Consider the following 14205-nt stretch of genomic DNA (forward strand, 5'->3'; position numbering starts at 1 on the left):
AATTTTAAAAAATAAGGAGAACTACTATGAAAAAAATATTCATAATCTTTATATTATTGAATGGTTTAATATTTGCTCGTGATCTTACTCTTGAAGAGGCTATTGAACTAAGTCTTATAAATAGTAAAGATATTAAAATTTCTGAAAAAAATTTAGAAATTTCTAAGATAAATCTACAAAAGGCTTTTAAAGTTGCCCTACCTAAGGTTACATATAATGGAAAATATTCTCGTAGTAATTACGATAGAGAAATTGCTATAAATGATAAAAATAGAGAAAAAGGAAGAGGTGGCTACACACAAAACATTACAATATCCCAGCCATTATTTGCAGGTGGAACTATTCTTGCAGGAATAAAAGGAGCTAAGGCTTATGAAAATATAGCAAATTATTCTTTTTTAATTTCAAAAATTCAAATGAGAATAGAAACTATATCCGCTTATTTCAGCCTTTTAAATGCCGAAAAAGATCTGGTAGCTCTTGAGAACTCTAAGGAAATTCTACAAAAAAGATATAATAAACAAAAAATTCAACTAGAGCTTAGATTAATTAAAAAAAGTGATATATCTCAAACGGAATACTCACTTCTAGAAATTGAATCAAATATAATTGCAATAAAAAGCCAAATCGATACATATAGAGAACAATTAAGAATAAAGACGGGGTTAAATAAAGATGAATTTATAAAAGTTGTTGACTTTGATGTTCCTAGCAATTTATCCAAAAGTATTGACATAGATAAAGATTTGGAACAAGCTATAAATGAAAGTCTAGCTGCAAAAATATCTGAAGAACAGTTTAATATTTCTGAAGCTCAAAGTATTGCTGCAGCTGGAAATATTCTTCCTAAAATAAGTGCTTTTGCAACCTATGGAACAACTGAAAGAACCAAATTTGAAAATTCACACAGAGATGCAAAGTGGATGGGAGGAATACAAGTTACTTGGAATATTTTTTCTTTTGGTTCTGATATTGATGATTATAGAATAGCGAAACTTGAAAAAGAACAGCAGAAATTAAAAGAAATCTCTACAAAAGAAAATATAGAGATTTCTGTGAAAAGTGCATATTTTGACTTACTTAGACTTGAAAAATTAAGAGAATCTAAAAGTAAAGCTTTGGAAGTAGCAAAGCTGAACTTTGAAATGGATCAAGAAAGATATGATGCGGGACTTATATCAACCATAGATTATCTTGATACTGAAAATAAATATAGAAATGCCAATATAGATTACAATAAAACTTTAATGGACTACTATTTGGCGTTTGAAAAGTATAGATCACTTATTATTTAATAAAAACTTATTTACATTTAAGTTATAAAAAATAGTTAAAGCTTTCGCTAAACAAGGGAGGAAAAATGAAAAATATTTTAATTTTTATTTTGAGCACAAGCTTATTTTTAGTTGGCTGTGGAAAAAAAGAGGAAAAAGATAATAATATTAAAGAAAATAAAATTATAAAACTTGTCAGTCTTGGAGAGGTAAAAGAAAAAGAAATGTCAAAACTTTTTGAATCAAGTTTAACTTTAGAACCCCAAGATAAAATAAATCATTCTACTGAAAAAGGTGGAACTGTTGAAAAAATCTATAAAAATAATGGCGATAAGGTGAAAAAAGGGGAACTAGTTGTTGAATTTTCTGATCCAGCTACAAAGGCAACATATTTACAAGCCAATGCAAATTATCAGTCTGCAAAAGCTGGCTATGACATAGCTAGAGCTAATTATGAGAAATTTAAGGTACTTTATGATAAGCAACTTATATCATTTTTAGAATTTTCACAGTATGAAAGTTCTTTTATAAATGCAAGAGGAAGTTTGGAAGTTGCTCAAGCTACTTTTCAAAGCGCCAAAAATGACTTTGATAAATTGACAAGGCGTGCTGACATTGATGGAGTTGTTGCAAATCTTTTTGTAAAAGTTGGAAATAAAGTTAATGCAAAGGAAACTGTTTTCACTGTATTAAACGATGATAAGATGCAGGCCTATGTAGGGATATCTGCGGAAGCAATATCTAAAATTAATAAAGGTGATACTTTAAAAGTTAAGGTTGAAGCATTAAATAGAGATTTTGATGCTATGATTACTGAAATAAATCCTGTTGCCGATGAAGTAACAAAGAATTTTCAAATAAAACTATCCTTAGAAAACAATGGAAAAAATATAAAAGATGGTATGTATGGAAATGTTGTTATAAATGTTGGGAAAGTTAATGTATTAGTTATAGAAGATGAAGCAATTTTTGTAAGAGATTTGTTAAATTATGTCTATAAGTACTCGGATGGCAAGGTTCATCAAATTGAAGTTAAAACAGGAGTAACAAATTTGCCTTATACTGAAATCTCATCAGCCGAAATAAAAGCTGGAGATAAAATTGTTGTGAAAGGTATCTTTGGACTACAAGATAATGATGAAGTCGAAATTAAAAATGAGGTGAATAATAAATGACATTAGCAGGAATATCTATCCGTAGACCAGTTGCTACAACAATGGTAATGGTTTCTATCATTTTCATAGGTTTACTTGCTATGTTTAATATGAAAAAAGAAATGTTACCAAATATGCAAGTTCCTGTTGTTACTGTTTCTACTGCTTGGACGGGAGCGGTTGCTGAAGATGTTGAAAATCAAATTACTAAAAAAATTGAGGAAGCTCTACCTAATGTTGAGGGTATAGATACCATAAGCTCTACATCTTCTTATGGAAGATCTACTATTGTTGTAAAATTTAATTTTGGAGTTAATTCCAATGAAAAAGTTAATGAAATACAAAGAGAGGTTTCTAAAATAGCTAATAGCTTACCAAATGATTCCAACTCTCCAATTGTAAAGAAAATTGAGGTTGGTTCTGGGAACTTAACTGCTATAGTTGCTTTTACTGCTCCTAATAAATCTACTCTGGCAAGTTTTATAGATCAATATTTAAAACCTCAACTTGAAAGCTTAGAAGGAGTAGGAGAAGTAAGTATATTTGGTAATCCTACTAAGCAAGTTCAAATTCAAGTTGATTCTGATAAATTAATGGCGTACAATATGACTCCTATGGAACTGTATTCTCTGATATCTGCCTCTACTCCAACTATACCTGTTGGTAAATTATCTGATGGTACAAAGGATATGATATTGAGATTTATGGGCGAAATGAGAACCATTGATGATTTTAAAAATATGGTAATAAATGCCAATGGAAATACTTTGAGATTAAGAGATGTAGCTGATGTTGTTTTAACTCATGAAGATAAATCAACTATAGGGTATTTAAACGGTGAAGACTCAATTACAGTTATGATTTCTAAATCAAGCGATGGAAGTACTGTCGAATTAAATAATTCTGTTTTTAAAACTATTGAAAAATTAGAAGCTATGATGCCAGTTGGGACTCAAAAGAAAATTGTTTTAGATACTTCAATAGATATTAACAACTCAATTTCAAATGTTACTAGTTCTGCAATTCAAGGTCTAATATTAGCTTCTATAGTATTATTTATATTTTTAAAAAGTTTTAAAAGTACCTTATTAATCTCTGCTTCTCTTCCAGTTGCAGTAATATTTACCTTTGCATTTCTATCTATGGCAGGAACTACTCTTAATCTTATATCTCTTATGGGGCTTTCAATAGGTGTTGGTATGCTTACGGACAACTCAGTTGTTGTTGTTGATAATATATTTAGGCATTTAACTGAGCTTAATTCTCCTACTTTAGAGGCCGCTGAAAATGGTACGAATGAAGTTACTCTTTCTATTATAGCTTCATCACTTACAACTATGGTTGTTTTTATACCCATTTTATTTATTCCTGGTATATCAAGAGAAATATTTAGAGATATGTCTTTTGCAATTATATTTTCTAATATTGCTGCCCTTATAGTTGCAATTACACTTATACCTATGTTAGCTAGTAAATTTTTAACTTCCAATTCAATAAGTACAAAGGAAGGAAGAATTTTTGGAAAAGTCAAGAAAAGATATCTATCTATTATAAGTTGGGCAGTTATAAATAGATTAAAAACTGTAGCTATAGCAATAGGAATTTTTCTTTTTACACTTTTAGTAGGTCCTAGATTTATAAAATTTCAATTTTTCCCAAAACAAGATACAGGTCAATTTTCAATAATGGCTGAGTTACAAAAGGGAACTGATATTGAAAAAGCTAATAGAATCGCAAAAGAAATGGAAAATCTTGTAGCTAAACATGAAAGTGTTGAAAGTTATTCCACAATTGTTCAGCCTAATAGCGTATCTCTAAATATTGATATAGGCAAAAAAAATAACAGAAAAAAATCTGTTTTTGAGATAATGGATGAAATAAGACCTCTTACAAAAAATATTCTGGATACGAAGATATCTCTAACAAATTCTTTCAAAAGTGGTAATGCTACTAGAGATATAGAATTTATTATAGAAGGTTCAAATTTAGATGAAATTAAAACTCTGGGAAAACAAGTCTTAGAAAATATGCAAAAATATAATGGAATAATGGAACTTACATCAACTTTATCATCTGGTTCAACAGAACTTAGAATCGAGGTTGATAGAGAAAAAGTAAAATCTTATGGAATTAATCCCGCAACTATTGCTCAAACTCTTAGCTACTATATTTTAGGAGGAGACAGAGCTAGAACAGTAACTATAAAAAGTGGTACTGAAGAGATTGACGTTCTGATAAGATTACCAAAAGAAAAAAGAAATAATTTAGCAGCTCTTGAACAAATTAATATAAAAGTTGCTGATAAAAAGTTTATAAAATTATCTGATGTAGCTACGATTAAAAATGCTGAGGCTTCTTCTGAAATAAAAAAGAAAAATAGAATTTATTCTGTTACTATCTCTGGAAATGATGCTGGAGCTGGACAAAGAGTAATTCAACAAAAATTTATCGAAGAATTTAAAAAAGCAAAACCTGCAAATACAGTAACTTACAGTTGGGGTGGAGATACGGAAAATATGATAAAAGCAATGGGACAACTAACTTTTGCTCTGGGTATTTCTATTTTCTTAATTTATGCCTTACTTGCTTCTCAATTTGAAAGCTTCATTATGCCTATAATTGTTATTGGTTCAATTCCTCTTGCTCTTATTGGAGTCATTTGGGGACTTGTAATCTTTGGTCAATCTCTAGATATAATGGTAATGATTGGTGTAATACTGCTAGCTGGTATAGTTGTTAATAATGCCATTGTACTTATAGATTTTATAAAAATGCTAAGAGAAAGAGGCTATAAAAGAAAAGAGGCAATTATTGAATCTTGCACCACAAGATTAAGACCTATACTTATGACAACTGCAACAACTGTTTTAGGAATGATTCCATTAGCTCTAGGAATAGGTGAGGGCTCTGAAATATACAGAGGTATGGCTCTAACAGTTATTTTTGGTTTATCTTTTTCAGCCCTTTTAACTCTTATAGTGATTCCTATTCTTTATGCTTTAGCTGATGACCTAACTGTAAAGTTAAATAGTTATTTTTCTAATTTTTTAAAGAAATTTTCTAAGAAAAAAGGGGCGATATAATATGGAAATAAATTTTGAAAAAGTATATAAAATGCTTATACTTCATATAAATGATTCTCAAGCTAGAAGATTAGAAGAGTTTTTAGAGCAGATAGATATTAATAATTACACTATGGAAAGTGATGTCAAAAGAGCTGTGAATGAAAGAGTTAAGCAAAAACAAAGTAAAACTTGGCCAGGTTCTTCTGCTGTGTTTTACATCCCTATGAAAGAAAATAAAATTGATGATTTATTGATTAAACTAAAAACTTTTAGAATGGCTCTTCCAAAAGGAATAGCTATGTCTTTATGGATAGTTCCTTTTGATAGAGTTATTAAAAGCTTCTATGAAGAAGAAATCCAAGTGGATGAAGAACTCCTTGAAGAATTAAAAGAAAAATATATAAAATAATATCCTTCCATATCCAAAAAAAGGTTGTTGCTTTACGAGTTCTGCTAGCATAACTAAATATCTTAAGAGCTTTTAACAAACTCTTGAGATATTCAGGATGCTAAACAAAACTTAAAAAATTTAATTCGCAACAACTTTTTTTATTTTAAAATTTCTTTTAAAAAATCATTCAGACCTTTTTCAATATCCTCATAAGTTCTATCAAAATTCCCAGTATACCAAGGGTCTGCTATATCATCCTTCAATCCAGAAAAAGAAAGTAATTTTTTTATTTTTTCACTTTTTGTCCCCACAATTTTTTCTATATTTCTAATATTAGCTTCATCCATTCCTATTATATAGTCATAATCTTCTAGATCTTTCTTTGTCATTTGTGTAGCTCTATGAGGAACAACTTGAATATTTAATTCTTTAAGCTTTTTTACTGTTCCGTAATGTGGTGGATTTCCAATTTCTTCTCTACTTGTTCCAGCAGAAAAAATTATAAATTCATTTTCTAAGCCTCTTTTTTTTATCATATGTGTAAATACAGATTCTGCCATAGTACTTCTGCATATATTTCCATGACAGACAAATAGTACTCTTATCATTTTTAACCCTGCCTTTCATTATAAAAATTAATCTAATAAATCATTTTTCCGTAGGTATTCTTCAGCAACTTCATAAGCTGATTTTCTATTAACTCTAACTTGATAATTTAATTCTCTCATTTCATTATCACTTACCTTATTGGCAAGTTTTTCCAATATTAATTTTAGCTCTGGATACTTAATTAAAGTATTTTCTCTTAAAAGAGCTGCTACCTGATATGGAGGAAATAACTTTCTATCATCTAATAAAACAATTAAATTATTTTCTTTAATTTCGCTATCAGTAGAATATGCATCAATTAGTTGTATTTCTCCATGATTAATAGCCTGATATCTAAGAGATGGCTCCATAGTTTTTATATTTAAATTTAAATTATACAGTGCTTGAAGTCCTTTATTTCCATCTTCTCTATCATTAAACTCCAAAGTAAAACCAGCTATTAAATTTTTTTCAACTTTCTTTAAATCAGAAATATTAAAAATTTTATTTTTTTCTGAAAATTCCTTTTTTAAAGCTAAAGCATAGGTATTTTGAAACTTCATAGGTTCCAAGTATATTAAATTATCCTGCTTAAAAATTTTATCTCTTGCTATCTCAAATACTTCCCTTGCTTCATTTGACTTAGTAAATTCTTTTTCTTTTAATAAGCTTGTTATAATTGTACCTGTATATTCTGGATAAATATCTATTTCTCCTGCTTTTAGTGCTTCATATAAAAAAGTTGTTTTTCCAAAATTTGACTTAATTTCAACTTCTATATCCGTATTTTTTTCGATTAAAACTTTGTACATATTAATTATAATTTCAGGTTCTACTCCTAATTTTCCTGCAATTATAAGTTTTTTATTTTCATTCATTTTTGGTACAAAAGTAATAAGTAAAAATAAAATTATAGAACATAAAGATAAAACTACAATTTTTATTTTTTGTTTTTCTAAAAATTTTATTCCAACATTAAATAAAATAGCTAATATAGCTGAAGATGCTGCACCTATAAAAATAAGAGCTGAGTTATTTCTATCAATCCCCAATAAAATGAATGAGCCTAATCCTCCTGCACCCACAAGAGCAGCAAGAGTAGCAGTTCCAATAACCATAACTGCTGCTGTTCTTATCCCTGAAATTATAACAGGCATTGCTAAAGCCAGTTCAAATTTTTTTAGCTTTTCCATTTTAGTCATTCCAAAAGCTTCTGCTGCTTCCTGAAGTGAAGAATCGATTTCTAAAAAGCCAGTTATAGTGTTTTGTATTATAGGGAAAAGTGCATAAATGACCAGAGCAACCATAGCAGGTGCTACTCCTATACCTAAAATAGGTATTAATAAACCTAATATTGCAAGTGAAGGAATAGTCTGGAAAATTCCTGTTATCTGTAAGATAATTTCTCTTACTTTTTTGTTTTTAGTAATTATAATGGCTAGAGGAACAGCAATCAATATTGCTAAAAGCAATGAAGATAATGATATCTGAATATGCTCAAGCATGGCTTTTAACCATTCACTTTTTCTCAAAATTAAAGTTTCATGAAAATTATTCATTCTCTATGCCTCCTCTCCAATTTGAAAAAAATTCTTTACAAATTGATTTTTAGGATTGTTTTTTATATTTTCAGGACTATCCACTTGAATAACTTCACCTTTAGATAAAATACATATTCTATCTCCTAAATACATTGCTTCTTTCATATCATGAGTTACAAAAACCACCGTTATTTTCAATTCTTTATGAAGTTCTTTTATTAAATTTTGAAGTTGTGCTCTCGATATTGGATCAAGAGCACTAAAAGGTTCATCCATTAATAAAATTTTAGGTTCCGTTATGATAGCTCTCAATATTCCTACTCTTTGCTGCTCTCCTCCAGATAATTCACTTGGAAACCTATCTAAATATTTATCAGAATCTAAACCTATTTTATTCAAAAGATATCTAGCCTTTTTGGCTCTTCTTTTCTTATCCCATTTTTTCATTTCTGGTATAAGTTCTATATTTTCACGAACAGACATATTAGGGAAAAGTGCTATCTGCTGTAAAACATAACCTATATCCAATCTTAGTTCTCGTAGAGGATAATCTTTAATATCTTTTTTATCTATCTCTATGCTTCCTTTTGTAGGACTTAATAAATAATTTATCATTTTTAAAAGAGTGGTTTTTCCACTTCCAGATGTCCCTGCTAAAACAAAAAACTCTCCTTTTTTTATTTCTAAATTAATGTTTTTTAAAACTTGTTCTCCATTAAATTCCTTTGATATATTTTTTAATTTTATCAAAAATTATCCCTCCTTTTTTCTTAATTGAATAGCTATTATGTTTTTAAAATATAATATAAAATTTTAAATTTTTTAAATTATTTATAAAAATAGTCTTCTATAGTATTTACATTTTACCATAGAAGACTATTTTAAATCCTGATAATTTATAGAATTTTTCTATACTTCTTAAATATATATTTAAAAGTATTCTTTAATCTTATATTTAAAGAGGCTTTCCTTCCTTTTTTAAATCATCACAGTCTATATTTAAAATCTTTTCAAATTGATTAATAATCCATTGCCATCTATCCTTTAAAGCATTTTCATTCCATTGTCTTTTAAATTTGTTGTTATTATAGTCATCCAGTATATGTTGTGAAATTCTGAAAGCTGTTGTATTTTTTTCTTTTCCAGAAGAGTATGTCTCCATTTTGACATTGAAAGGACTATTAGCAGCTTCTACATTCTTCTTTCCACTTAATAGTGTTAAATTTGCAATACTTCTCAACCAGGTTCCAGCAATTTTATCACTAATATAATCCCACTCTCTATATTGATCATATCTTTTAGGTAAAATATGCTCTAATTGTATTTCTTTTTCAAGCTTTATAAAATGTGGAACGGAATTATCTGTCATCTCATATTCAATCAATATAAGTAATGGTTTTATCCAAATTTCTTCATCAATTTCTCTAGACCTTATATTTTCTTTTACTAAAGCAATTATTTTATCCTTTTCTATTTTATTTTCAAATATTTTCTTTATATAATTAATATGCTTATTTTCTTTTATTGCTTTTATTACATTAAATGAACTCTGTTTTATTTGAGATAGCGTTTTTCCTGCAATCCAGTATAAATAATAAAACCTTCTTAATTCAATTAATAGTTCATCTATATATTTATACTTTTCAATAAACGCTGTCATAACAATACTTTTCCAATACATGCTCCATCTAATATACCTTAAAGAATAAATAATTTTAGAGTTTGTATTGACTATTTTCTCATCGTATAAATTTGCAAAATCTTTTAAATTAGATATAACTTTGTTTGGATTCTTCCCTTTAAATAAATCTTGTAACTCTTCTGTCAATGATTTTTTAGGGTTATTCGCCAGTAAATAATATTCATACATAGTAAATAGTTCACTCAAGTTTATATCAGAGTTTTTCATGACTTCTTCCATATTATACCAATCAGATATGAAGCTTTGTTCATATGTTTTTAATAATTCTCTATCATCTTTAAAATGAGAATTAAGGTTTCCAATTAAATAACTTTTTATTAAATCTGCTGCTGTTAAATCCATTCCTCTATCATTTAATACTTGAAATAACTTTATTGCAAAATCTCTATTTGAGCAATCTATTCTAATTAATTGAACTTTATTAAATAGATAATTTACAAATTTTCCTCTTTCTTCAGAAGCCAAATTTGAAAGTTTTTCTTTAAAAATAAAAGCTGTATTTATAAATTTATAAATGGGTTCCTGATCATTTTTTAGTTGATATTTAAAAATTGGTGTTAATGAAGAAGTAGCCCCTTCATCTAAAATAGTTTTTGAAAAATCAGATTGATGATTTAAATGTGTAAATAACCTTAAACGTCTATTTCTGTTATTTAAACTTATAGCTGATTTTATAGCGTCAATATCAACAGTAAATGGATTGCCAGTATCATTACTATTAATATCTTTATAATTATCCCTAAGAACACAAAACAAAATCATCAAGGTTGTCATCCTTTGTTGCCCGTCCACAACATCAATATAACCACTTTCATCTGAGGTTTTAGCTGTTATTATTGAACCTAAAAAATAGTTTTCCACATTATTCTCATAAGCATCCAAAATATCATACCATAATTGCTCAACTTGCTCATTAACCCATTTATACGGACGCTGATACTGAGGTATTCTATACAATGTTTTAGGGTCTCCAAATAATTGGCTTACAGATACACTTAAAGGTTTAAAAGATTCTTCCATTCCTTGCTCTCCTTTCATTTATAAAAATATTATTTGTACATTTTACATTCTTTTATTTTATGAATTGATACTATTTTATTTCTTTTTCTTTATCTATAAATCTTTTAATAACTAGCTCAAAATTTATTTGAGCTAGCTAGAAAAAATTTATACCTCTTTTTCTTTTATTCTTTCTTCTAATATTCTTTTTATCTCCATTCCTTTTTGATATGATAATGAATAACCCCATTCATACTCTTTTCCATCTTTTGTAATAAACTTTATTGTACTTCTATCTCTGAAACTACCTCTAAATGAAGCATTTTTAGATCTTAAAGAACTATAGCCATAGAAAGGATTTACTTTAATTTCTTTTAAAAGTTTAAAGTCAAAAACTACTTCGTAATTTGGAGTAAAAATAGTTATTTTTTCACTAACTATTATCTTTTCTAAATACATTGCTAAAAAAAAATGAAACCCTAAAAAACCTGAACCTAAAAATGATAAAATAAGAATTATATTGATAACTATTCCAAAATTAAAGTATTGGAAAAGTAAGTCTAAATATTTGAATAGTATACTTTCTTTATTTTTATCTAAAAATAGCATAAAAATAATTATTATTATTAAAAAAATATACCAACAATATAAATATTTCTTTTTCATAAATCCCTTTTTTATATAAATTTTCTCTTCAGATATATTAATTTTTAGATTATCCATTACCACTCTCCCTCATTTTTTCTTGAGTTTTTTAAAAAGTTATCAAATACTTCATATCCTCTTTTATCAATTTTAATATTTTTAGGACTTCCTATTTCTATAAAAGTTGTATGTAATTCATATTTAAATGGATTTGGAATTCCTTTCCCAATATATAACCTTATTCCTCTAAATGACTTTAAAAAGTTCATATATTCTTTAAAAGAACTATTTTCTATATTATGTGGTTTCTTCAATAAATCAATTCCTATATTTAAATGCCCAAAAGCTATACTCCCACCAATTGAAGTAGTCAATTTTGATAAATCTTCAATATTATCATCTAAATATAACCCTATTTCTGCACTTACTCCTATATCTAATGAGCCAAATCCTATACTTGTGCTTCCTACATTATATGTTGTTAATGTTTCAGTTTTCTTGTCTAACAAAGTAAAAAATGATTGAGTTCTTGACATTCTTCCTCCAAATGAATATGCTTCTGATGTATAAAGCTCTATTCCATAATTCTCCCTATCTTCACTCGGAATACTCTTAGCTAAACTAAACTGCTCTTCCAATGTCTTATCTATAGATACATTCTTTCTTAAATTTGATAGATATTCTTCCTGCTGATACTATTTCATCTCTTTTTTCCTTATCTATTAAATCTGTATGTAGTTCTGCATTTAAATGTTTTTCTTCATCTTTTGTTACTTCTTGTGCCTTAGATAAGTCTGTATTAAAGCCTAATTCTTCTGATGTTTTCTTTTCTCCTGAAATAGTAAAATCTGTATTTATTGCTGTCGCTCTATTTATTTGCTCCTTATCCACCTTATCATGAACAACTGATATATTAGGTGTACTTCCAATGCTTGCGCTTATTCCTCCGCCTTTATTCTCATACTTGTTCTTATCTTCTAAATGATTTATAACTATTTCTTTAGCTTCTACTTTTAATTTCTTGTCTTTATTTAATGAACCTATTATAGCGCCTGTGTTAGTCAGCTTATTTTCTGCCTCTATATTTCCACCATTTCTTGCTATTACTGAGCTTTGTTTATCTACCCATGCTCCTTCTCCGCTTCCTTTAGATGAGTTTATGCTGAAATCTTTGATTGGCATAGCAGGATTTGCTGTAAAAATATAGTTATTTTATTCTATTTTAAAAATGTACTTCTACTATCTCTTATCTCATTTATATCTTCTTTTAGCTTTAACATTGTTACTTCTTTTCCATCTATGCCATTATATCCTACTAAAACTTTTTTATCTTCATATTCTTTTTTTGATAAATAATTTATATAAAAAATATAGAAATCTATTTCTTCAAAATCCATATCTTTTAATATTTCTAAATTTTTTATTGCTTCGCTATCTCCATTTATTATAAAATTATCATCTTTTTTAGATATGAATGCTTTTTCTTCATCAAGTATTCTATTTAGAATATATTGGTATCTTTCATCTAATGGAGAAGTATATTTGACCATTAAATTTTTATTTTTTTGATTTAATCGTACTTTATTTTGCTCCTCTTTTATCATTTTTTGAATTTCTTCTAAATAAATAAAAAAATCTTCATTTTTATCATAACGGTTATCAATACTAAATAATTTCCTTTTTCTTACATAATTCCATATTTTATATTCAATTCCAGATATTAATTTAATCCCAATTCTTTCATTTGATTTAAAATAATTTATTGGTGTATTTTTTTCGGCTTCTATAACTCTTTTTCCTAAATCAAAAACTGAAATTATTTCATTTACAGGTATGAAAAATTTTTTTATTTTTATTTTAGTGAATAGTATTTTTTTATAGTAAAACTTTCCATTTTCACAAAAACATTCTTCATGAGCAAAAAAATATCTTAATGCTACTATTATAGTTTTCATTAAGAAATATGTTATAAAAACCAAAATAAACAATGTTGATAAGAGAAATAATTTATCCAGTATATTCTCTTTTTCAATATAGAAAAAACTTATACAAAAAAGAAATAATAAAATTATTACAAAAACTTGTGAAAAAATAAGGGTTAGTAGAGCTGTAAAATCATAAATAGGCGTCAATTTTTTATTTACTATTTTTGTCATTATTTTCATTCCTTTCCTTATTTTAAAGTTTCGCTGTAATCTATAATATCTTTTAAACTATCTATACTTTCATATTTTTCTTTTATAGATTCACGATTTTCAATTATAGATTTTATCTTTAGCTTTAACCAATCTGGCGGATTAATTTTCCATACTTTTCTATAACCTATTCCAGCTAAAAAGCCAATAGTTCCAGATCTAACTGTAAAGTTTATATCATAATTAACATTATTATGACCATTTATTTCTATTTCTCCACTTCCTCTTAATCCATAACCAGCTGTTCCTTTTACTGTTCCAAAAAAGCCTTGAAAATCTTTTATAGGAGCCCCTAATTTGTTATATGTTTTTATTCCTACCCCTCCACTTGCTATATTAGGTCCTATCTCTGGCTCAAGAAAAGACACAAAACCATATTCTTCTTCTCCAGTTACAGGATCTCTATTAAAAACTATTCCAGTTTCTCCTCTCACTCCTCCAAGTTTAAATGTAATTTCTTTATCTATAATAATAGCTTCGTAATTTTCCCTATCTTCACTTGGAATATTTTTTGCTAAAGTAAATTGCTCTTCCAATGTTTTATCTATAGATATATTCTTTCTTAAATTTAATAGATTCTTCCTGCTCTTTTGATATAAACTTATTTTTAGATTTACTTTCCCCTATCTTTGTTTCTGCATATTTTGCTAT

13 protein-coding genes are annotated in these 14205 nt (G+C 27.4%); 4 read left to right on the forward strand and 9 right to left on the reverse strand.

Going from position 1 to position 14205, the window contains the following annotated elements:
• The first annotated feature begins 26 nt into the window (after window positions 1-26).
• The 4 genes from Q4A58_RS01605 to Q4A58_RS01620 all read left to right on the forward strand — a co-directional run bounded on the left by Q4A58_RS01605 (window position 27) and on the right by Q4A58_RS01620 (window position 5902).
• A complete protein-coding gene (locus Q4A58_RS01605) occupies window positions 27-1295 on the forward strand; it encodes a TolC family protein (protein ID WP_303116008.1) in 1269 nt (422 codons plus the stop codon).
• Window positions 1296-1360: 65 nt separating this feature from the next.
• Window positions 1361-2449 carry an efflux RND transporter periplasmic adaptor subunit gene (locus tag Q4A58_RS01610; RefSeq protein WP_303116010.1) on the forward strand — a complete coding sequence of 363 codons (1089 nt, stop codon included), beginning with the start codon at window positions 1361-1363 and terminating at the stop codon, window positions 2447-2449.
• Window positions 2446-5511 carry an efflux RND transporter permease subunit gene (locus Q4A58_RS01615; RefSeq protein ID WP_303116012.1) on the forward strand — a complete coding sequence of 1022 codons (3066 nt, stop codon included), beginning with the start codon at window positions 2446-2448 and terminating at the stop codon, window positions 5509-5511. Before Q4A58_RS01610 ends, Q4A58_RS01615 begins: the two co-directional genes overlap by 4 nt.
• 1 nt (window position 5512) lies before the next feature.
• Window positions 5513-5902 (forward strand): hypothetical protein, encoded by a 390-nt coding sequence (locus tag Q4A58_RS01620; RefSeq protein WP_303116014.1) that lies wholly within the window; start codon window positions 5513-5515, stop codon window positions 5900-5902.
• A gap of 140 nt (window positions 5903-6042) precedes the next feature.
• Here Q4A58_RS01620 and Q4A58_RS01625 read toward each other — a convergent pair whose 3' ends face one another.
• From Q4A58_RS01625 to Q4A58_RS01665, 9 genes are all read right to left on the reverse strand, one after another.
• Window positions 6043-6492 (reverse strand): low molecular weight protein-tyrosine-phosphatase, encoded by a 450-nt coding sequence (locus Q4A58_RS01625; protein ID WP_303116015.1) that lies wholly within the window; start codon window positions 6490-6492, stop codon window positions 6043-6045.
• Window positions 6493-6519: 27 nt separating this feature from the next.
• A complete protein-coding gene (locus Q4A58_RS01630) occupies window positions 6520-8031 on the reverse strand; it encodes an ABC transporter permease/substrate-binding protein (RefSeq protein WP_303116017.1) in 1512 nt (503 codons plus the stop codon).
• 3 nt (window positions 8032-8034) lie between these two features.
• Complete coding sequence (locus Q4A58_RS01635; protein WP_303116019.1) at window positions 8035-8763, reverse strand: ABC transporter ATP-binding protein; 729 nt, start codon at window positions 8761-8763, stop codon at window positions 8035-8037.
• A 205-nt stretch (window positions 8764-8968) separates the two neighbouring features.
• Window positions 8969-10735, reverse strand: a complete 1767-nt coding sequence (locus Q4A58_RS01640) for a DUF262 domain-containing protein (RefSeq protein WP_303116021.1) — start codon at window positions 10733-10735, stop codon at window positions 8969-8971.
• 147 nt (window positions 10736-10882) lie between these two features.
• Window positions 10883-11437 carry a hypothetical protein gene (locus Q4A58_RS01645; RefSeq protein ID WP_303116024.1) on the reverse strand — a complete coding sequence of 185 codons (555 nt, stop codon included), beginning with the start codon at window positions 11435-11437 and terminating at the stop codon, window positions 10883-10885.
• Window positions 11437-11997 carry a hypothetical protein gene (locus Q4A58_RS01650; RefSeq protein ID WP_303116027.1) on the reverse strand — a complete coding sequence of 187 codons (561 nt, stop codon included), beginning with the start codon at window positions 11995-11997 and terminating at the stop codon, window positions 11437-11439. Before Q4A58_RS01650 ends, Q4A58_RS01645 begins: the two co-directional genes overlap by 1 nt.
• A gap of 4 nt (window positions 11998-12001) precedes the next feature.
• Window positions 12002-12541 carry a hypothetical protein gene (locus Q4A58_RS01655; protein ID WP_303116030.1) on the reverse strand — a complete coding sequence of 180 codons (540 nt, stop codon included), beginning with the start codon at window positions 12539-12541 and terminating at the stop codon, window positions 12002-12004.
• A 35-nt stretch (window positions 12542-12576) separates the two neighbouring features.
• Window positions 12577-13515: a hypothetical protein gene (locus tag Q4A58_RS01660; RefSeq protein WP_303116033.1), complete on the reverse strand. Its 939-nt coding sequence runs from the start codon at window positions 13513-13515 to the stop codon at window positions 12577-12579.
• Window positions 13516-13532: 17 nt separating this feature from the next.
• Window positions 13533-14090, reverse strand: a complete 558-nt coding sequence (locus Q4A58_RS01665; RefSeq protein ID WP_303116035.1) for a hypothetical protein — start codon at window positions 14088-14090, stop codon at window positions 13533-13535.
• Window positions 14091-14205 lie beyond the last annotated feature (115 nt).

It is taken from the genome of Fusobacterium sp. (assembly GCF_030528405.1).
In the GTDB taxonomy this organism is placed as follows: Bacteria; Fusobacteriota; Fusobacteriia; order Fusobacteriales; family Fusobacteriaceae; genus Fusobacterium.